Below are 20,875 nucleotides of genomic sequence, written 5' to 3'. Positions count from 1 at the left end.
CCTTCTTTAATAACTGGACAATACATTCACACAGCATCATTTAGCGCTCAATAAAACACGTCAAACAAAAAGAGAGCATCACAGCATGCTCTCTTTTCACCGTCCACAGTATTATACCAGTCTGTTCCCTTTCAAGTTCAGACGCTTTACTAGGAAACTTGCCAGCGCCTTCTGAGTGAGCAATGATCTATGCAGATTGGTATTAACTTTAGGTTATCTCCCGCTTATCTTTTGCTAATCTGCACCTGATTAAACATTAATTCAGGCCTGATTAAACACTAAACTAGCCGATAAGTGCACAAGGCTGTCATTACTATCGGTAACGTCTATTAGCACACTATTATCTGTTTTACAGTGTTGTTGAATATGAATGTCACAGGGCAAAAACACGGGTTTTCTAAAGCGGCAATTTACTTCTTTTACGCTCATAGATTGTCTGAAGTCTTGATGACTTACAAACGCCGACACAGCGCGTGACAATGTCCACATGCCGTGCGCTATAGGCTGTTTAAACCCAAATGCTTTGGCAGATATTGCAGACAAGTGGATTGGGTTATAATCGCCAGAAAGCTTTGCATAGCGGCGACCTGTATTAGCCGAAGCACTAATTTCGCCAATGAGCGCCCTATTCTCTAATTCACAATCGTCATGTAAGTCATTTTTTGCACCAAGTGGAGCTACATGAACGGCTTTCACCTTCACTAAGTAACTACTTATCGCCCTGTAAACCAGGTTCCCTGCCTGCAGCGCCTCTAACATTACATCTACTTCCCAACCTCGGTTATGCGGTCTCACATCGTGAAAGCGCACGCGACATTCAAAGGGTTCGCTTAAATCGCAATGGTCTATTACCGATACTTTGTTAGCGGCGTGGATAAGGCCAAGCAATGGAAATGGGCTTTGTTTGTCCAGCAAACACTGCATTTGCAATGGTAAGGAAAGCATCTGCAAATAAAGTGGATGGACATGCTCATTTGCCGGCCAGTCAACTTCCTGACAAAAAGAAGCGTAGTGCACATTGTCGACATTGAGCGTTTTGGTATAGATGCGCTGAGGCAACGTAGGCGGTTTAAACTGCATAAGCTGCCTGGCGTCAACGCGTTTAAATAACGCTTTGGTATACTCACGAAACATCTTTTTAATTCCTTTAAGGCGTTGCTTTTCGGGCCAAGATAATGGCTCTAGCCAACCGGCGATAGTCTGCTTCGCAGCACTCACCTTTTAAGATCCAAGCGAGATGGCTATGATCTTTTTCAAACCATCTGCGTTTTTGGCGCAGCACATTGATACACAGCCCCCAAGTAAAGAGCTGGGAAGAATGATGAATGTTCATTGATGTGCCGTCGACCTGAGCATCAACTAACAAGCTACCTTTTGGCATGCTTTGCAAATCCAGTGGGAGCGTGCTGTCGTCAACAACCCGGATAATACCATCGCTGGTCAAAGAGAGAGCGTATTGAGTAGCAGAAATTTTGTTACTAAACGCGTCATAAAGACGCCAGAAAATAACTAACGTGGTTGCAACAGCAACAAGCGCTATCAATTTTGAGAAGCTCAGCCAAGACCACAAGTATTGAGGAAGGCTGCACAATGCTGCGAAAAGACAAACAGCAACGCATACTTCCCCAAATAACCTTCTAAACCTATTGTGCGTAATGCAAATTCTATACTTTGACACGGTTGACGATAGTCGCCACCATGGCGGCTAGTTCAGGGTCTTCGCACTTTTGGTGTCCCATGATCCATGCAAACAAATCAGGGTCATCACTGGTAAGTAAACGTTCAAATGTTTCTTGATCTTCATAACTTAAAGAATCGAAGGCTTCTTCCACGAAAGGAAGTAAAAGTACGTCTAATTCTAGCATGCCTCTGCGACACGCCCACTTTAATCGCGCTAATCTTTTTGGTTCAAACATATGTCTTTCATACCGTTTTTTATTCGTTAACAATAATACCATGCCCTATGCGTGGGGATCACTGCTCTTTTGGTCAGATAGGCAAACTAAATAGAACTTAATCTGCGCACATTCCCATGTATTGCCCTTGAATATTGATGGTTTTACCATACCTTGAGTACATACAGCGAATTTTACAGTGGTGAATATGACATCTATCGCATCATTACAAAGTCTTCCAAGTGAATTTGTGGTCGAGCTTTCAAATGCCATGATAATTTCTTTGGAAGGAGAACAGGCCGACAGTTACCTGCAAGGGCAAATTACGGTCAACATTAATAAGCTAACCGAGAATACTGCCAGGCATTTCGCCCATTGTGATAATAAAGGCAAAACGTGGTCTACCGGGTACGTAACTCGCCACCAAAACAAATTATTGTTGGTTACCAATGAAGATGCGGGTAGTCATTCATTAGCACAGCTTAATAAGTATGGTGTGTTCTCTAAGGTTGATATTCTCGACGACACACAAACATACAGCGCTTATTTTATTTCGCTTGATGCAGTGAAAACTAACGAAGTAAGGGCAGCGTTAAGCCAGCTTTTCTCCGAAAACGAAGTGGAACGCCTTCTTGAGAGCGATACTCCTGACAATGGTTCTCTTGAAAAGGTCGAGAGCGAACACGGCGTCGCCTATTTTGCCAATACTAGCTGCAAAGGAATTATTGTTCTTTTAGATGATAATGGCACAAAGCAAATAAATTCGTTAATAGAGGCGCAAACCCTTTCTTGCTATCCCCAAACCGTGTTTGACGCTATACAAATTCAAAGCGTACACGCTTTAGTGCAAGGCGACGCAGTGGCGGAATACGTGCCCCAGATGATTAATGTGCAGGCGCTCAACGGTATCGACTTTGATAAAGGCTGCTATATGGGGCAAGAGGTGGTTGCGCGAACCCGCTTTCTGGGTAAAAACAAACGCGCCGCCTACAGCTTTAAGCTTGAAGGTAACGTAAATATTAAACCTGGCGATGCATTAGAAAAGCAGTTGGGCGAAAATTGGCGTATAGCGGGCAAAATACTCAATGTTGCATCGCTTGATAATGAAACCTGGTTTATCGCAGTGCTCAACAACGATACCACCAGCGAAGATTTACACAGATTGGCTGATAATAACGCCATTACCTGTTACCCTAATACTTTGCCGTACAGTATTGAGCAGAAAGCTAGCAATATTGTGAAAAAACGTCGATAAGCAGTTTTTACTGCATTACATTTATTGCCCTTTATTAAAGGGCCAAGATAGGATTTGTTATGACAATTACTTCTGACAGCGTTGTAACGCTACACTACACCGTATCTACCGAAGACGGCACAACGCTAGACTCTTCAGAAGGGAAATCGCCACTAGTAGTACTACTAGGCCGTCGCTTCTTAATTGAAGGACTAGAAGATGCACTTATTGGTAAATCGAAGGAAGATAGCTTCAACGTTTCAGTAAACCCTGAAAAAGCATACGGTGAACGTGCTGACGAACTTGTACAAACTGTACCACGCTCAATGTTTGACGGTATGGATGTTGAAGTGGGTATGTCTTTCCGCGCAACTACGCCACAAGGTGAGCAATCGGTCATTATCATTGAAACAACTGACGAAGAGGTTGTTGTTGACGGTAACCACCCTCTTGCCGGTATTCCGCTAACTTTTGACGTGACTGTTGTTGACGTACGAGAAGCAACGAAAGAAGAGCTTGAGCACGGTCATGTGCACAGTGAAGGCGGTTGTGGTCACGACCACTAAGTCACGTTGCTATTAAGCTTTAATAAATACTTAATATATTAAAAAAGGAGCCATTGGCTCCTTTTTTTAATAAACACCATTTAATTAAATCGCGTCTTCGTTTTGTTCACCGGTACGAATTCGTACGGCGGTCTCAACGTTGTAAACGAAGATTTTCCCGTCGCCAATTTTGCCTGTCTTAGCTGACGTTTGAATAGCTTCAACCGCTTGCTCAACGCGGTCATCGTCCAATACAAGCTCAATTTTGATCTTGGGTAGGAAGTCAACTTGGTACTCAGCACCGCGATAAAGTTCAGTATGGCCTTTTTGACGACCAAACCCTTTCACTTCTGACACTGTCATCCCTGCGATACCGACTTCAGCTAGCGCTTCCCTAACATCGTCCATTTTGAACGGTTTAATGATAGCTTCAATTTTTTTCATGACTACAACTCATCGTAAATTGTTGGAATTGGCACACGTTTATGCTGTGTACGCTCATAAATATAGAGCAATTTCTCTTCCACTTCCGCAGAAACTGGCTTTCCTTCCAAAAAGTCATCAATTTGGTCGTAAGACATGCCCAATGCTTGCTCATCGGCTTTTTGCGGAGACAGGCTTTCCAAGTCAGCAGTTGGCACTTTAGTGATGACGTTATGTGGTGCACCCAAATGGGCTGCCACTGCACGTACTTGGCGCTTACTGAGACCAAACAACGGCGCAAGGTCACATGCACCATCACCATACTTGGTATAAAACCCTGTAATATTTTCAGCCGAATGATCGGTACCCAAAACGAGGCCATCAACCATCCCAGCAATTTCATACTGGATAACCATACGGGTACGTGCTTTAACATTTCCTTTCACAAAGTCTTGTTTCGCTTCATTGTCGGGAAGAAGGTTAGCACTGGCAAGCGCTTGTGAAGTAGACGCATGAATAGCATCTGCGCCAGGTTTTACATTCACTGCAAGAGAATGAGAGGGCTGGATAAAGTCGATAGATTTCTGTGCATCGTCTTCATCGGCTTGGGTATCATAAGGTAAACGAACCGCGATAAATTGGTATTTTTCGTGGTGCTCATCGTTTAATTCATTTACTGCTAATTGAGCTAACCGACCCAATGTGCATGAATCAATGCCGCCACTAATACCCAGTACCAGCGAATTTAAACCAGAAGTAAGTAACTGCTTTTTTATGAACGAGACTCGACGTGCGACTTCGTACTCTACGTCAATTTCAGGCAGCACTTTCATTTCATCAATAACTGCTTGTTTTTGCATCATTATATCCACGTATTTTTGGGGCGTCCTGGAACTTGATTCTACGACAATCTGACCGCAGATGTTAGTGGTATCCGCGCATCTATTTGGATTTACTCTTCTGGTATTGCAGTTGTGCAGCACTTAAGGTCAGCAATTTATTTATTATTAAGTTGAGATTCAAGCACAGCAGAACGACAAGCCATTAAACGTAAGGCGTATGGCCAAATATGCGGTTGCGCGGTAAAACATACCTTTGCCAACTCAAATTAGTTTACCCTAAAATATGAGTAAGTAGCGTAAAATTATGGCGCTACAACATTACATTGGAGAAAGGCGGCGCAAAAGCAAACCCGCCTGTTTCTCTTTATAGCAACGCGTGGAATCGAATACCGTTTATGACAAACACTAGGCTTACAGCACGACTATCCATAATGTCGAGACAGCAAGGATTAACCCTTCTAGAAATGCTTGTTGCCGTCGCTATTCTTGCCATTATTCTCACCACAGTTGCGCCTGGCATTCAAAATATCGTAATCAAAAATAGAATTACCTCTGACTTAAACAATTTAAGTGCAGTGGTTCAACGCGCTCGCTTTTCTGCGGTAGACGAACAAACCAACGTAGTGCTGTGCCCTACGCAAAACTATACAGCCTGCACGTCGAGTTGGCGCAATGCAAAAATGGTGTTTATAGATGCAAATGGAAACGGCGGCCGGGATAACAATGAGGTCTTAATTGTAGCAAGCGATCCACTTAGTAATGCCAATACCATCTCCGGAATAACCGGCAGCCTTATCTTCGACGAGCAAGGCGGAATAGACCGCGCCGCAACCATCACCTTATGTCCCAATAACAACGATGCAAACTATGCATCAGCACTTTTATTATCGCTTTACGGAAGAATATCTGTTGCCGTAGACAGTGATGACAACGGCAAAAAAGAAGACTTAGAAGGTAATGAGTTAAGCTGTAGCTAACCGTTCACTTTTCGTATCGTTAAGTTTCGAGCATTTTCTTACCAACATTCTGTGGGCGTCAGTGCGTCTTCACGTATTTTTATTACTCTACAGCTGTCCGTAGATGCTCTGGACGTCAGTGTAGCACTAATTTCATACATTCCCGTGTCGCTGATGGTTTGTGAGATGCGTACGCTGGCTATTCCAGAGGGTGGCAACGCATCGTGCGTTACGTACTCGCCTGTGAGTAGCCAACTTCGCGACTGAATTGCTTGGGCAGAAAGAAGGTACGCTTTGACCTTGTTGAGCTGACTTAGTTGTTTGCTAGCGGTAATTGCCGACGTAGTCGCAACGCACAATATGCCTGCTATAGCCGTTGCAACCAGTATTTCTACAAGCGAAAACCCTTCAGTCAGATGATGTTGTATGTACGCTTTATAATTCCCTTCCATGGTACAGCTATCTCTCTAATTGAATTTCAGTACATTGAGATTACCAATATGAATTAAGCAGGGTAACTGGACTTACGCATGGCTTTTCACGCATACACATCCAACAACAAGCTAAGCATTCCACAACGGAGATTGAATGGGTTTACGCTTTTAGAAATGCTAGTTGTACTGGCAGTAATCAGTCTCCTATCGTTAATTGCTATTCCTTCATTTGATGCATGGAATGAGCGAAATGCCTTTAAACATGCTGCCACCGGAATAGCCTCACTCGCAAAACAGGCGAGAATGAAAGCACTAATAAACAAAAAGAACATGTTCCTGATTGCGCAAATTGAACACGATAGCTGTGTACTCGTGAGCGAGGAAGACTCGTGCTCTTGCGCCACCCGCCCAAGCTGTGCCTTGACTGAGTCGAGTTTCTTGTCACTGCCTTCGCGGTGGAATACAGAATTGAGCACAACCAATAATGAGGACAAGATTGTCGCGTTCAATAAAAACGGTACCCTCAATTTTGCGAGTAATACGACGCTAACGCTTTCAAGCCAGCGCTTCAGGGCAAAGTTAGTTATTAATACATTGGGGCGAATAAAGCTATGTAGCGTTCAGTCTATTTCTGGAATAGCGCCATGCTAAAACATGTAATGCGTCGTGGCGCAATCAAGCCGTATTGTGGATATAGTCTCACCGAACTACTGGTGGCCTGTGGCTTGGCAAGTATAGTGATTTCAGCCGTTGCAACTCAAGCGGCGCGGTCGCACATTGCACACTCATCAATTCAACACGCTACCAGCGTAGAAGACGACATACGTGCGCTACAAAGTACAATTACACAACACCTAAGCAAAGCGGGTTTTGTTTACTCCCCTAACACCCTATCACCTTTCGGTGCGACCACAATCGAAAATACGGTATCCGAAGTAACCACTGGCCACCGCGCAAATGAACCTGAAAATAGCTGTGTTACCTTTTCTTATGATAAGAACAAGGACGGCGTGGTATCGCAGGCTCAGGGGGAGTTTTTTGGATACCGATTGCACGACAATGCCATCGAGTACCGAGTAGCGGGACATTCCTGTATACAAAGCGGTTGGTACGACTTAACCGATACGCAAACTACCGTTGCCACCAAATTCACGGTTAACCGAAGGCACAGCAGTAGCTGGGGAAGTGCCTATGAAATTGAAATAGAGTTGCACAGTAAAGTTGATCCTACCGTCAAAAGCGCCAGGACGTTCATAGTAGAGGCTGTCAATGCCTACTATTAATACCGAAATGCAGTGGCCTCAAAGAGGCAACAGAAAAACTGAGTTCAAAACAAGCAATGTAGGGATTGTACCTACACGCCCTACTGCACCGCTTCGTTTTCAGCAAGGCATCGCCGTGTTGGGAATTGTGGCCATATTATTAAGCGCTATTACCTTCTCAGCTATAAGTACATCACAGCAGGTTCAACAATTTTATACGATTGAAAAGACAAAGCGGGATACCGAGAAGGCGCATGTTACACACATGCAGCAAGTCAAAGAAATCGCCACGTTGTTACGAAGTCATTCGGCCTCGCAAACGTTGAATAGGATAGACACATCCAATGCAACGATACTTATTGAGCAGACCGATTTAGTTGGTGAAGAACAGCAGTCTTTACAACACTTTGACGTGCGGGTTTCCCAAGACGAAAGTAATACGATTTTTACAGCTAAATTTCTGCGCTATCCGTCACTGTTAAGGCTACCTACTTCAACTCAACAATTATCATGGGACAATCAGCTTACCGAATGGCTTTTTAATCGAAGCATAGAGCACCTGAGTGCGACGTATTTTCCTCAAAGCGTTGCCAAACAGGATTGTGTGGACCTTCCGCCTGCCAGTATTTTCTGGATAGAGGGAGATTGCCAATTGGATAACGAAGATATTGCACACTCAGACGAAAACCAGCCTTTATTGCTACTTATAGTGGATGGCGACCTTTCACTTCACGCCGATACGCAATTCCATGGTTTGATAGTTATGCTTTCCACCACGCCATATACGCACACTTTGCATGTTTCGCCTGAGGCATCTATAAAAGGCGCTTACGTTTCCAACCACCCCTTGAACACGAGTCTTGATGGGTCATTAACACCGTCCACCACGGTGCTAAAAAACCTTCAATCGCACACTACACTCGCTAAAATTATCCCTATCCCCGGTTCATGGTATAGGAATAACTCAACAAACGATTGAGCTGAATATTAGGTAAACGAAAAACCAGAAATAAAGGATCCTCAAAGATGCCTAAATTGAAAAATACAGGAAGTATTTTAATTGAAGTGTTGCTGGCACTGCTTATTTTAACAAGCACTACCACCTATCTACTTGCCACTCGCATTGACTCTAGGCTTCTCTTTCAAGTGACTTTGGATGAAAACGCTGAGCACAATGGCTCATTGAATTCGGTTCGACTCGCCCTGGTTAACGACCCGGTTGACCAACGTTGGGATGACATCGCAATATTTGGTGAACCGTCATTACTGGTAATTTCCGCCCAATAGCACATCAACGCTACGTTTTTTTAAGGCGTCAAAACGACCTGTGGCATTAATCGGTTTACGAATATCTACCAGTATTAATAATTAACATGACCAGCAATATTCATCGGACTCAAGGGATCCATTGTTATTTTTATCCCAACCCTTTCTCCCATCACTGAAGTAAAACAACGTGCCATCTGATGCTTGACCTGTACCGCTGACTGGCGTTGCCCTCAACTCATAAGCTGTTGCGCTGGCCGCTTGTATAGTTAAATTATAACGGCGATTTGCTTGGGGCTCAGAAGACGGAGAATAAGTAGAAAAAACGGCTGGCGCGCCGGTGTTTGCGCCACCACTTGCCGCACCTTCATAACTGAAAGAACCACTGTGATGACGTTCCATTGCAGATGCGAACCCCAACAAGTCAGCCTGCCCTGTGCCGCGGTATCCATCGGCAATAACACCTTGGTAAGAAGGGTATGCAATGGCGGCAATAATGCCCACTATCGCCACAACTATCATCAGCTCAATTAATGAAAATCCGCTCTCTGTTTTTTTATGCTTCACAATTATTCCCTCTCTGTTTCTGAGTGCCAACTACCACGCTGAATTCGCTCGAATCTTCCGTAAATATTTTCAGCTAAACACTCAAATGCGTTAGTACATGCCTCGTCGTTGCCATCTTCATCAACGTCAATCACTGCTGAGACACATTCAGTACCCAAGCAAACCACTGGGCTCACAATATCTTCTATAAGAATTTTGGTCTCTGGTGCGATGCCAGTTTGTTTTAATTCTGCTGAACGGTCAGCGTCGTTAACTTCTCCGTCATTATTTACATCTGTGACGGCGTTGCCATTAAACATACTGACTAAATAAGCGCGACTATTACCCGTGGGCGGAGCACATGCACTGGTACTACTCACCGCCGGAACATAGGTCGTAAAGAACACCTTGTAATCGATAATTAGCGGAGAAGACAGTACCTTTTCACCGTTAGTGGTTAAATTCAAATACCACCCAGCCTTGTTAGCAAAGTCCTGTGAAGCCAACTCGCGCTCCCCCTCGTCACTACTATTTAAGGCATGACTCGTGGCGTTGTACATTCCACTCTCATAAACCGTTTGCATAAATGTGTAATTCCCATTTACATCACGGTTAAATACGCCGCTGTCTTTAAGCATATAAAAGTTGTCTTCAACTACGGTATCTAGCGGAGATGCACGCCATCCACTGCCAAGGGCTATGCCATAATACAACTCATCGCCTAGCGCTATCTCTGTTACGTCTGGCCCATAGTAGAAATGTCGGTTGGTTTCTGCTGTGTCGCCACCGAAGTCGGCAATGCGCGCGCCTTTTATAAAATTCGTACCTGAATTTCCATTATAGATGTCTAACCTGAATAACTGGCCGCCCATATCGGCCACATACATATGGTCCGCAAACCCATCGTTATCCCTATCAATAACTGAAATTCGCCCTGGAACGCTGTATGTCATATTCGTTAAGTTTAAATCCGCATCTTCATTACTTGCATGCCACAAAAGGCTGCCAGTATCAGCGTCGAACATAAACACAGCATTGCCAACGACATCATTTGCTCGAATAGCACGATCATCTTGTGCGTCATCGTAGCCACCGCCAACAATCATGACATTTTTAACTTGTCCGCCCATGTTCACTTTAGTGATTGTTGGTCTCGACCACGTCTGGCCCAACTTTGCCAGCGTCCCCGCCCCGCCTTCAATTTTGAATTTCAGCGTGGGTGAGGTCTTTTGCGTCACATCAAAGACATAATAGTTACGTCCCCCCCTGCGCATACCAACATAAAGGTACTTGTTGTCTCCAACTGTTCTTAGAATCATGTCACCATCTAAGCCATATTTGTGCTCTAGCGATGATGTGTCTTTATAAAAATGATGTAGATTCTGCAGCAATGTTTTAGGCATGATGGCAAAGTTCTCTTCGCCTGTTGAAGTGTCGAATGAATGCAACATTCCTTGGTTGGTGGCGACAAAAATGGCCGAGTCGTCAGTACCGTAGTTAACAATTATAGGCTGAGAGTGAATGGGATCGCCCATTTGAGAGCGATAGTCAGTTGTACTTCCATCGCCGTTACTGTCTTTTACGTCCACGCCTCGAGTCCACTTTAAGATGGCATCTCTTAGTGCATTCGCGTCAGTTTCATCCTGAATGGCAAGATCAGCATTCGTTATATTCGTATTGTTTTCGTGTAATTCATTGGCACTTCTTACAATGCTACCCGTATCATTGAACACGTATATATTTCGGTTCCCGCCCAAGCGACTGGCTGCTCCACCTTCACTCACCTCGCTACCGTCAGCAAGGGTTGACCAATAGCTGTGTGCATTTTCAGCGAAGAATCCCGTAACGCTATCCACTGCATTTAGGCTGTTTTTGTCGAGAATTTCATCACCACTTAAGCGGTAACGTTTAAGGTTCCCTGGCCAAATCGCCCCTTCGCTCGGCTTAAACAATGCGAAGTATAATTCATCCCTATGCGTTAGACGGTTGAGTTGGTTAACCGCCACACCAGGCGAAACAAAGGTTGCATTAATATCTTTTACAGAACGCAAAATAGTATTAAACGCCTCGAGCAAATCCGTACTGTTATCTGCCTGATAGAAACCACCACCACTTTGCAAAGCAAGCTGATTAAGGAAGTTGTTGGCGTTATTGTTCGCCGCAAACCCGATGGTGTGCGTAATAACCCTTGGGCCTATTACTGACGTTGACGCTTCACTGATATTTCTCACTAAATCTAGGCCGCACTTCTCACCGCTACTTCCGGTACAGCTTTTACCAAGTAACGTCTGAATTTTCGAAACACTGTGGTTGTTGTTCGCTTCGCCGTCGGACAACAAAACAATGTGATTGTTTGTTTGGCACTGTAGGTCAGACACCGGTGAAATGTAACTTGCCGGTGTTGGGATCTGCTCAGTGATACAGTCGCTGTCTGACAAGTTGTCTTCCGAGCAGCCCGAAGGCAAAATTGAATCTGCACCTATATAAGAGCTTCTGTGGCTCACACGAGTACTTCTTCGCACAGAGCTGCTAACGTCACTTTCCCCACGTTTTCGCCCATAATCTACGTCTCTACCTCCATAATAGTTAGCGGCTTCCAACAATGTGTCTACTATAGGTGTTAGACCGTTGGCGCTTAGCTCATCTATTTTGCTGATCAAATGTTCACGGACCGTTGCTGAAGCGCCAGGTGTCGCCGAGCCGTTAAACTTCACAATAAGCTTCGGTGCTTTAGATGGCGAGTTGTTATACGTATGCGCACCGCGGTACGACACAAAATCATCAAGAACAAAGGCCATATCGTTACCTGACCGCCACCCTGAACGATCCACAATTTGCTTAACAATGTCGCTCACGTCAGGCGTACGGTAGGTATAATTGTTGTAAAAATCAGGCATGGACCAAGTAATACCCGATGTTTTAGGCAAATTTCGTAAGCGGTTACGACGGTCTGGATGAAAATCAGACGCATCATCATCAGCTACGCCCCTAATACGCATACTCGGGTTACCATAGGTCACCGTACTGTAAGCAGTAAACTCAAGATACGCTTCTGTTACTACAGCCCCTTGAGGAATGTTCACATTGCGAAATCGAACGCCTATGTAATCATTGTAAGATGGGTGGAAGGTCAATTCACTACCTGTATTCGGGTAGCCGTTTACGTTTTCTTCCAAGTTATCTCGTGAACTGGCTACTTGATAAATTGCTTCGCCTTGAACACAGCCCGTAGCGGTAGAGTCATCATAAGTTACCACCAACTGTGGCGCACCACTTTGGCCTACGTCACTGGCTCTTACCTCACGAGAGCTTGCTGAATCGGTGCTAGAGCCTTCTATTAAAATATTAAGGTTCTTGCCGCCACACCATGCCGATAAATCGACGACTTCTTGAATGACTGCACTTATGTCAGGTGTGGTTATCACCTCGCCTGAGGCGGGAAAGCTATTGTCGGTTGCCCACTCAACGTTAGCCGCGGTCTTCGTTCGCGCACTCAAATTGTTCGAAGACGAAGCAAAGGCTGTACTTGATGCCGATGCTTCAGCTGATATAACAAGGGATGTACCCGCCACATTGAATTTTTCTGAAGTAAACCTAATACTGGCATTAACGATTGTCGCGCCTTGAGGTATGTTTAACTCGGTAAAACGCAGACCAGAGGTTACGGTTTGGGTACCGCTGCTTAATACAAGGTCATTGCTGTCAGTGGTAACGCTACCGTCTATTTCATGTGCGTCGTGATCGTCGTCGTTGGTTGAAATGATAATTTCAGGTCTTACCGCTTCATCTATATTGCGAACCGGATAGAGGATTGGGCCACCGTAATCCGAAAAACGCATCAAACCTGCGTTAATATTGGTCGCCGAACCGAGCGCTTCTTTTAGTGCATTCTGTACGCGCAACATTCGAGTTTGGCTGGTGTTATCGTACGATCCCATACTTCCCGATGAGTCCATGATAAACAGCACATTCGGGTTATAGGTTACGGCGTTATTTGCGTTGCCTAGGTAAATATCAAGGTCGTCACCAAACGCAGAGAAACCGATACAGCTAAATAGTGTAATTGAGGCAAGGTAAGTCGAGAGTTTCTTCATATTAATACCTATTGAGACGCAGGGCCAAATACAGAGGCAGCCAAGCTGTTCGCCACAACAGAAGATTTACCCGCCACTTTCCCACATCCTCTGATAATGAATACATGGCAATTGACGTTGCTTCCACCAATCACGTTACTCGAGCCTCGACAAGCCTGCTCTCTGATAAACGCAGTGCGCGACCAACTCTTTGACGAGGCCTCACTTTGATACGTGCCATCCACCACATGTCTGTCACCAACAGCAAGGCCGCCTTCAGTCATGTATCTGTCAGTCCACTCCCCGTCATCGAAACAGCTCATTGAATCTGCTTCAGGGTCAAACACGTTACCCTGCCGAGCTTCCGAGAGCGGGTCTGTCTTATTCGGGTCGGTAAGGAGGGTTTCATCTTCAGATTCAAAGAAAACGCCCGCGATCGCTGCTTCAGCAGCATCAAAAGCCAAACCACTTTGCTGCATAGACACTGCCATTTTAGACTGAGACAAGCTACTGGTTACCGCGCTTACCCCTAAAACAGTGATTGAAAGCAACACAAGAAGTGCGAATACCATCACTAAGCCTTGTTGTTTCATCGCGAACTCCTGACAAAATTTTTCATATTTCGAAGTGCCAACGTTTTTGAGAACACTTGATAATAATGGGCCGTGTCCATCGTTTTAGATGCCTCGTTTAACAGCGCATATTTCTGAGACTGTGTTTGTCTCACTTCATTTTGATAGCTTTTAAGCATTAGCGCCCAGCGCAGTGACACAACTTGTTGATTAAGCGCCCTTAAATCTTCAATTTCATCTGCGGTTACATACGAAACAGCTTGCCCTTGAGAATTGGTAATGCTGCTTGAAACGCCGAACTGCACTTGGAAACTTTCGACGTTATCGAGCAATGTTACGGTAAGGGGCGACACTGTCTGCACCTTTAGGCCACGAAGTACCCGACCATCATATCCCGTGCACTTAAGTGTACTGCCGCTTACAAAGTAGTGATTAACAACGTGAAACTCGAGACCGCCATAGCCGTGCTGGTTTCCAGTACAATCTTCGTCACTTAGTAGGCTCACAACCAGCTTATCACTGCCGCCACTAGAGGTTTGTATACTGCCTAGTGTCGCGTTGGTTGTGAAATCCCCTGCTACAGCGATGGGGTGATTTTCCACATAGGCCGCTTCGGCAACGATATCAACGGATGTATCCACATCCGCGACTATTTGATCATAACGGCCGACTTCATAGAATTCTGCAGAGAGGCGAGCCATGATAAAGCGGCCTGACTCTTGTACTTGAGCCACGGCCTGATTGAGCTTATTCGTCACGCTACTACTGACGAGCACTTGAATAATCGCGCCTGATATCACTAACCCAAGCGTTAACGTAATCATTAACTCGACAAGGGAGAAACCCTGCTGTGGGCGGTGGCGACGTGCATTCATAATGTAATGTCCTTAAACACACATGCGTTACTGTCACCTTCAGATTCGTTACATCGCGCATTAAGGGTATAGGTCTGATTTCCCGAAGAAGCGACAGGCCACGTCAACAACACTTCTACACGAGAACCTGCACTACAGCTGTAAATATCTGCCGTATTGTTGTCGTCACACGATACCGACACTTTAGTTTGAGGATTGGTTTGTACCGCTGAGCACGATAGCGCCCAACCATCGTACTCAGCCATCTGTGCTTCAGTACAGGCCTGGCCTTCGCAATTTGGGATCCCTGCCGGCCTTGCCAGACAATAGCAGTGATAAGGATGAGACGAGCCAGAACAACTTAACGTGGCAAAATTATAGGTATCGCTAGAGAAGTACGCATTGTTGACTACCATGCCGTCTCCCACTGTTGCTGGGCGAGCGGCGGCTCTCAATCGTTCTGCAACTTGTGCTGCCACCATTTCGGCCTGAGTTCGGCTTATTGCGTCTTTATTGGCAAAAGAGCCCGTAAACTGGAGCGCAGCAACACCCAGTAAGCCCACAGCTAATATAAATAAGGTGATTAAGATCTCTATAAGACCTGCACCGCGTTGTGCGCGAATATGACTTCCCTTCACTCGCTTCATTATCACCTTTTCAGCAATCATCTTTTTTTGCCATATACCTAACATTCAAATTGGTGTTATCACCAATGTAGTATAGTAAGACAAAAGCGTATAACACTGGGTATCAATGGTTATTAAAACGTATAATTTTCTGTGACCTGTTCTAGCAAGCAAGTACAAGGCAGACTGTTCAACCATTTTATCTTTAAAGTAACCGGCTCTAAATGGTAAGCGTGCTATAACACCGCTTTACAATGTACGTTTACGGCATAAAAGGTGCTACCTTAAAGCCGAACCGTGTAGCCTGTTCATGTTAAAATACCCAGTTCTAAAGGTATTATTATCCATTCGCAACTTGTTGAAGTTCCAGTAGACAAAAGCATAAAAAAACACCGCAACTAAGTGCGGTGTTTTTTTATTTTGATAGTGCGGATAAATTAAACGACCTGTTTAACACGCAGCTCTTTAGGTACAGCAAATTCCACATTCTCTTCGCGTCCAGCACGCTCAGAAGCTGAAACAGCACCCCACGCTTTGAGCTTATTTACCACACCTTGCACTAACACTTCCGGTGCAGACGCGCCTGCAGTAACGCCTATATGCTCTACACCTTCTAGCCATTCCTCTTGAATGCAATTAGCGTCAGCAATCAAATACGCTTTTGCGCCAATTTTTTCAGCCAACTCGCGAAGACGATTCGAGTTTGAGCTATTCTGTGCACCAACAACCAGTAATACCTGACAATCTTGGGCTAGGTCGCGCACCGCGTCTTGGCGATTCTGCGTGGCATAGCAAATGTCGTCTTTTCTCGGACCATTAATTTTGGGGAACTTAGCGCGAAGTGCGTCAATAACATCGGCGGTATCATCAACAGACAGCGTAGTTTGGCTGCAATAATAAAGGTTGGTCGGATCTTTAACTTCAAGCGTTCCCACATCAGCTTCAGATTCAACTAAATAAATACCGCCATCTTCGTTGCTGTACTGACCCATGGTGCCCTCTACTTCAGGGTGACCAGCATGACCAATCAAGATACATTCAGTGCCCGTTTTGCTAGCGCGGGTAACTTCCATATGTACTTTCGTCACTAAGGGGCACGTGGCATCAAAGACCTTTAAACCGCGATTTTCCGCTTCTTTTCTTACCGCTTGCGATACGCCATGGGCAGAAAATATTACTATGCTGTCGTCTGGTACTTCGTGAAGCTCATCAACAAATAGCGCACCACGCTCACGTAGCCCATCTACCACAAATTTATTGTGTACCACTTCGTGGCGTACATAAATGGGCGGCTCGAACATTTCAAGCGCGCGTTCAACGATGGTGATAGCTCTATCAACGCCCGCGCAGAAGCCACGAGGGTTAGCTAAATGAATTTGCATAACTAGTTTCCACCTTGTGCTGACACGCCAGGTTTAACATCAATAATTTCAACGTCAAAGATAACCGTTTGCCCTGCTAGCGGGTGATTGAAGTCTACCGTAACAGAGTCTCCAGCAGCACTTCGAATAATCCCCGGAATCTCTGAACCGTCAGGCTGAGCAAACGCTAAAATCATGCCTTCCTCAACCTGCAAATCTGCACCAAAGCGGCTTCTATCCATATAGTGAATATTATTCGGATCAGACTGGCCGAATGCATCTTCAGGGCCTAATTTAAATGACTTTTTGTCACCTTTTTTAAGCCCAAGTAAACACGCTTCAAAATTCGGCGTAAGGCTACCGTCACCCATCACCATTTTGGCAGGTTTGTTATTTACACGAGTACTGTCAGCGGCAGAGCCATCTTCTAGCTTTAAATCAAAGTGAAGAATAACTTCGTTATCAGCACCAATTATCAATGAGTCTGTCATAACCTTTCCGAATACTACTTAATGGTTTCGCTATTGTCAGCGGCACTGGCTCGCGCGTCTGCACCATTTCCTTCACTTTTTTTGTCGCCATTTTTAAACATGTCGATAATAAGTAAAGCCGCGCCGATAAATATTGCGCTGTCAGCAATGTTAAACGCTGGCCAGTGGTAATTGTTTACGTAAAAATCTAAAAAGTCGATGACATAACCATGGACTAAACGGTCGTAAACGTTACCTAGTGCACCACCTAGAATAAAGGCAAACGCAACGGGCAGCATTTTTTGCGAACGGGGTGACTGCTTCAGCCACCACAAAATCACTACACTTACCACGACAGCAATGGCAGTGAAGAACCAGCGCTGCCAGCCACCTGCATTTTCTAAAAAGCTAAATGCGGCGCCGTAATTGTGTACGTAAGTAAAGTTAAAAAATGGCAATACCTGTATCGACTGATACAAGGACATACTGTCGATAACCGTGTACTTACTCCATTGGTCGAGGATAAACGCAATTGCGCTTATCCACAAAAAACGCAAGCCTGTTTCGCGAAAAAGCTTAAGCATAGTGGCGCTCTTCTCCATCACCGTCAATGTTTGTCACACAGCGACCACAAAGCTCTTCGTGGCCTTCATGTGAGCCTACATCTTCACGGTGATGCCAGCAGCGAACACACTTTTCACCGCTTGCTTTATCAACGCTCAACCATAAACCTTCAACGTCTGTGGCTTTCGCATCAGACGGTGCACTGTCAACTTTCGTTAGCGTAACGCCTGATGTAATAAGTACGAAGCGTAGCTCGTCTTCAAGCTTTGCCAGTACGTTGTACAATGACTCGGTAGCATAAAGCGAAATACTCGCTTCTAGTGAGCCACCTAGCTCGCCATCTTTACGCGCCTGTTCCATGGCCTGGTTTGCGGCATCTTTTACGCTTAGCACTTGATGCCATAGGGCATCGTTAAACGTATCGCTTTGCGTGAAGTTGTTAAAACCTTCGTACCAAGTTTCAGTAAATACAAACTCGCTGCGCTCACCTGGTAGCGTTTCCCAGATTTCTTGTGCAGTAAAACTGGTAATAGGCGCCATCCAGCGAACCAATGCTTCAATGATATGATACATGGCCGTTTGGCATGAACGACGGGCAAGGCCATCTGCTTTGGCGGTGTACTGGCGGTCTTTAATCACGTCTAAGTAGAATGAGCCCAGCTCGATTGAACAGAAGTGCGTAAGCTTCTGTGACACTACCAGCAGGTCGTAGTTGTCATACGCTTCGATAAGCTCTTCTTGAAGTGCCTTTGCACGAGCAACAATCCAGCGGTCGAGCGCGACCATATCTTCTTCTGCAACCGCATCTTCAACAGCGAAACCATTCAGGTTCGCAAGCAAGAAACGTGCGGTGTTACGTACGCGGCGATAGCCATCTGCAGCACGCTTTAAAATTTCATCCGATACCGCTATTTCACCGCGATAATCAGTAGATGCCACCCATAGACGAAGGATGTCTGCGCCTAATTTGTTAGTCACTTCCTGAGGTGCCACAACGTTACCTACCGACTTCGACATTTTTCTGCCGTGGGCATCTACCGTAAAGCCGTGTGTTAGCACTTCTTTATAAGGCGCGTGACCGTGCATGGCAGTTGATGACATAAGCGAAGACATAAACCAACCGCGATGCTGGTCAGAACCTTCAAGATATAAATCGGCAGAGGCCGGAATGTCATCGCGACGCTCGACAACGAAGTAATGCGTTACACCCGAGTCGAACCAAACGTCTAGGGTATCGGTCACTTTTTCATAGTTGTCTAATTCGCTACCAAGCAGGGCTGCATCGTCGAGATCCCACCACGCTTGAATGCCTTTAGCTTCAACTTCTTGTGCCACCTTTTCCATTAACGCCGCAGACTCTGGGTGGATTTCACCGGTAAGTTTGTGCACATACAAAGGAATAGGCACGCCCCACGTACGTTGACGAGAGATACACCAATCTGGACGGCCTTCAACCATTTTCTCAATGCGGTTTTGGCCCCAGTCCGGGATCCATTTGGTTTGCTTAATTTGTTCAAGTGATTCAGCGCGAAGGCCTTTTTTATCCATGCTTACAAACCACTGAGGCGTAGCGCGGAAGATGATTGGCGTTTTGTGGCGCCAGCAATGCGGGTAGCTGTGCTCGTATTTTACGTTTAGGACAAGGTTACCCTTCTCTTTTACCGTTTCGATAATTTCATCGTTGGCTTTAAATACAAACTGACCTGCAAACAGCGGTGTGTTTTCAAGGTACACGCCATTGTTGCCTACCGGATTGTACACTTCGATATCGTATTGCTTGCCCACGTTAAAGTCGTCAACACCATGAGCTGGGGCTGTGTGTACACAACCTGTACCAGATTCAGTCGTAACGTGGTCGCCTAGAATTAACGGAACTTCAAGGTCTAAGAATGGGTGATTAACTTTAAGCTTATCAAGCGCAGCACCAGTACAGGTTGCCACTTCACGGAAATCTTCAACGCCGTAACGGTTCATGCAGCTTTCAAGCAGGTCCTGCGCTACCACTAGCCATTCATTTGAAGGCTGAACTTCAACAATCGCATAGGTAAGCTCTGGGTGTAAGCTGATTGCACGGTTAGCTGGCAGTGTCCACGGTGTGGTAGTCCAAATAACTACACCTGCTTTGTGTGTGGTTAAATCATCGTCAGACACACCAAACGCTTCTGCAACAGCAGCCACATCAGCTACTGGGAACTTAACGTCGATAGCAGGCGATACTTTGTCTTTGTATTCAACTTCTGCTTCAGCAAGCGCCGAACCACAATCTGTACACCAGTGAACAGGTTTAAAGCCCTTTTCTAAGTGGCCAGAGTCTACAATTTTACTTAATGCACGAATGATGTCGGCTTCAGATTTGAAGTCCATGGTTTTGTATGGGTTATCCCATTCACCAAATACACCTAAACGTTTAAAGTCAGCCATTTGGCCGTCAATTTGCTTTTGTGCGTACTCGCGACACTTTTGACGAAATTCAGCCGCCGTAACTTTCTTACCAGGCTTACCTACTTTCTTTTCCACCATCAATTCAATCGGCAGACCGTGACAATCCCAACCAGGAACGTATGGAGAGTCAAAGTCAGAAAGGTTTTTCGACTTTACAATAATGTCTTTAAGAATTTTGTTAACCGCGTGACCAATGTGAATATCGCCATTCGCATAAGGAGGGCCATCGTGCAGAATAAATGGCTTTTTGCCTTTTTTCGCTTCACGAATTTTGCTGTATACCCCTTTTTCCTGCCAGTCTTTAAGCATTTTCGGCTCGCGCTGAGCAAGGTTACCGCGCATCGGGAACGCAGTTTCTGGAAGGTTCAGTGTGGCTTTGTAATCACTCATAAAATTGTATTATCCGGTTACCTTAATTTTCACCCAATGCACTTACACATTGTGAAGGCGATATTCATTTTGCGATGTTCAATTTCAACTGCTGAATATAAAAGATTCAACATAAAACAG

22 protein-coding genes are annotated in these 20,875 nt (G+C 45.2%); 7 read left to right on the top strand and 15 right to left on the bottom strand.

Annotation, left to right across the window (positions count from 1 at the left end; translation table 11 throughout):
* Positions 1–261 precede the first annotated feature (261 nt).
* The 3 genes from ACFI6L_RS16390 to ACFI6L_RS16380 form a co-directional block, all read right to left on the bottom strand.
* Positions 262–1,134, bottom strand: coding sequence for a MaoC family dehydratase (locus tag ACFI6L_RS16390; RefSeq protein ID WP_039228294.1), 873 nt, complete (start codon positions 1,132–1,134; stop codon positions 262–264).
* A 13-nt stretch (positions 1,135–1,147) separates the two neighbouring features.
* Positions 1,148–1,543, bottom strand: a complete 396-nt coding sequence (locus ACFI6L_RS16385; RefSeq protein WP_014950111.1) for a hypothetical protein — start codon at positions 1,541–1,543, stop codon at positions 1,148–1,150.
* Positions 1,544–1,664: 121 nt separating this feature from the next.
* On the bottom strand, positions 1,665–1,916 hold the full coding sequence (locus ACFI6L_RS16380) for an FAD assembly factor SdhE (RefSeq protein WP_014950112.1): 252 nt from the start codon (positions 1,914–1,916) through the stop codon (positions 1,665–1,667).
* Between the two features lie 187 nt (positions 1,917–2,103).
* Here ACFI6L_RS16380 and ygfZ point away from each other — a divergent pair, with 187 nt between their 5' ends.
* Together ygfZ and ACFI6L_RS16370 are read left to right on the top strand one after the other, a co-directional pair.
* Positions 2,104–3,150: a CAF17-like 4Fe-4S cluster assembly/insertion protein YgfZ gene (ygfZ, locus tag ACFI6L_RS16375; RefSeq protein ID WP_462556888.1), complete on the top strand. Its 1,047-nt coding sequence runs from the start codon at positions 2,104–2,106 to the stop codon at positions 3,148–3,150.
* A gap of 59 nt (positions 3,151–3,209) precedes the next feature.
* Positions 3,210–3,695: an FKBP-type peptidyl-prolyl cis-trans isomerase gene (locus tag ACFI6L_RS16370; RefSeq protein ID WP_014950114.1), complete on the top strand. Its 486-nt coding sequence runs from the start codon at positions 3,210–3,212 to the stop codon at positions 3,693–3,695.
* An 84-nt stretch (positions 3,696–3,779) separates the two neighbouring features.
* Here the strand turns inward: ACFI6L_RS16370 and ACFI6L_RS16365 are convergent, their stop codons facing one another.
* Positions 3,780–4,118 (bottom strand): P-II family nitrogen regulator, encoded by a 339-nt coding sequence (locus ACFI6L_RS16365; protein WP_014950115.1) that lies wholly within the window; start codon positions 4,116–4,118, stop codon positions 3,780–3,782.
* 2 nt (positions 4,119–4,120) lie between these two features.
* Entirely contained in the window at positions 4,121–4,957 is an 837-nt protein-coding gene (gene nadE, locus ACFI6L_RS16360; RefSeq protein WP_462556927.1) for an ammonia-dependent NAD(+) synthetase, read from the bottom strand.
* A gap of 413 nt (positions 4,958–5,370) precedes the next feature.
* On the opposite strand from nadE, the gene ACFI6L_RS16355 reads away from it, so the two are divergent.
* Positions 5,371–5,916 (top strand): GspH/FimT family pseudopilin, encoded by a 546-nt coding sequence (locus tag ACFI6L_RS16355; RefSeq protein WP_039228301.1) that lies wholly within the window; start codon positions 5,371–5,373, stop codon positions 5,914–5,916.
* Positions 5,917–5,954: 38 nt separating this feature from the next.
* Here the strand turns inward: ACFI6L_RS16355 and ACFI6L_RS16350 are convergent, their stop codons facing one another.
* A complete protein-coding gene (locus tag ACFI6L_RS16350; RefSeq protein WP_014977002.1) occupies positions 5,955–6,347 on the bottom strand; it encodes a type IV pilin protein in 393 nt (130 codons plus the stop codon).
* A gap of 78 nt (positions 6,348–6,425) precedes the next feature.
* Between ACFI6L_RS16350 and ACFI6L_RS16345 the strand changes: the two genes are divergently transcribed.
* Genes ACFI6L_RS16345 through ACFI6L_RS16330 form a run of 4 tightly spaced genes read left to right on the top strand, consistent with a single transcriptional unit; the run spans position 6,426 to position 8,878 of the window.
* Positions 6,426–6,980 (top strand): prepilin-type N-terminal cleavage/methylation domain-containing protein, encoded by a 555-nt coding sequence (locus ACFI6L_RS16345; protein ID WP_462574428.1) that lies wholly within the window; start codon positions 6,426–6,428, stop codon positions 6,978–6,980.
* Complete coding sequence (locus ACFI6L_RS16340) at positions 6,974–7,612, top strand: potassium:proton antiporter (RefSeq protein WP_462574427.1); 639 nt, start codon at positions 6,974–6,976, stop codon at positions 7,610–7,612. Before ACFI6L_RS16345 ends, ACFI6L_RS16340 begins: the two co-directional genes overlap by 7 nt.
* A complete protein-coding gene (locus tag ACFI6L_RS16335; RefSeq protein ID WP_462574426.1) occupies positions 7,599–8,570 on the top strand; it encodes a hypothetical protein in 972 nt (323 codons plus the stop codon). The genes ACFI6L_RS16340 and ACFI6L_RS16335 overlap by 14 nt, the downstream gene beginning before the upstream one ends.
* 47 nt (positions 8,571–8,617) lie before the next feature.
* Positions 8,618–8,878, top strand: a complete 261-nt coding sequence (locus tag ACFI6L_RS16330) for a hypothetical protein (protein ID WP_061486156.1) — start codon at positions 8,618–8,620, stop codon at positions 8,876–8,878.
* A gap of 81 nt (positions 8,879–8,959) precedes the next feature.
* Here the strand turns inward: ACFI6L_RS16330 and ACFI6L_RS16325 are convergent, their stop codons facing one another.
* From ACFI6L_RS16325 to ileS, 9 genes are all read right to left on the bottom strand, one after another.
* Positions 8,960–9,424 (bottom strand): type IV pilin protein, encoded by a 465-nt coding sequence (locus ACFI6L_RS16325; protein ID WP_014950123.1) that lies wholly within the window; start codon positions 9,422–9,424, stop codon positions 8,960–8,962.
* Positions 9,425–9,426: 2 nt separating this feature from the next.
* Positions 9,427–13,497, bottom strand: a complete 4,071-nt coding sequence (locus ACFI6L_RS16320) for a PilC/PilY family type IV pilus protein (RefSeq protein WP_462556881.1) — start codon at positions 13,495–13,497, stop codon at positions 9,427–9,429.
* Between the two features lie 8 nt (positions 13,498–13,505).
* The gene (locus tag ACFI6L_RS16315) at positions 13,506–14,069 is read right to left on the bottom strand and encodes a PilX N-terminal domain-containing pilus assembly protein (RefSeq protein WP_014950125.1); all 564 of its coding nucleotides are present in this window, start codon (positions 14,067–14,069) and stop codon (positions 13,506–13,508) included.
* A complete protein-coding gene (locus tag ACFI6L_RS16310; protein WP_462556878.1) occupies positions 14,066–14,923 on the bottom strand; it encodes a PilW family protein in 858 nt (285 codons plus the stop codon). Before ACFI6L_RS16310 ends, ACFI6L_RS16315 begins: the two co-directional genes overlap by 4 nt.
* Positions 14,920–15,570, bottom strand: coding sequence for a PilV family protein (locus tag ACFI6L_RS16305; RefSeq protein ID WP_080590400.1), 651 nt, complete (start codon positions 15,568–15,570; stop codon positions 14,920–14,922). The genes ACFI6L_RS16310 and ACFI6L_RS16305 overlap by 4 nt, the downstream gene beginning before the upstream one ends.
* A 395-nt stretch (positions 15,571–15,965) precedes the next feature.
* Positions 15,966–16,910: a 4-hydroxy-3-methylbut-2-enyl diphosphate reductase gene (gene ispH, locus ACFI6L_RS16300; protein WP_423088373.1), complete on the bottom strand. Its 945-nt coding sequence runs from the start codon at positions 16,908–16,910 to the stop codon at positions 15,966–15,968.
* A 2-nt stretch (positions 16,911–16,912) separates the two neighbouring features.
* A complete protein-coding gene (fkpB, locus tag ACFI6L_RS16295) occupies positions 16,913–17,380 on the bottom strand; it encodes an FKBP-type peptidyl-prolyl cis-trans isomerase (RefSeq protein WP_014950129.1) in 468 nt (155 codons plus the stop codon).
* 14 nt (positions 17,381–17,394) lie between these two features.
* On the bottom strand, positions 17,395–17,943 hold the full coding sequence (lspA, locus tag ACFI6L_RS16290; protein WP_014977012.1) for a signal peptidase II: 549 nt from the start codon (positions 17,941–17,943) through the stop codon (positions 17,395–17,397).
* Entirely contained in the window at positions 17,936–20,755 is a 2,820-nt protein-coding gene (ileS, locus tag ACFI6L_RS16285; RefSeq protein WP_039228319.1) for an isoleucine--tRNA ligase, read from the bottom strand. The genes lspA and ileS overlap by 8 nt, the downstream gene beginning before the upstream one ends.
* Positions 20,756–20,875 lie beyond the last annotated feature (120 nt).

The organism is Alteromonas sp. G4i35 (genome assembly GCF_054960375.1).
Note: the sequence above shows the minus strand (reverse complement) of the source record. Positions and strands in the feature narration are given on the sequence as shown.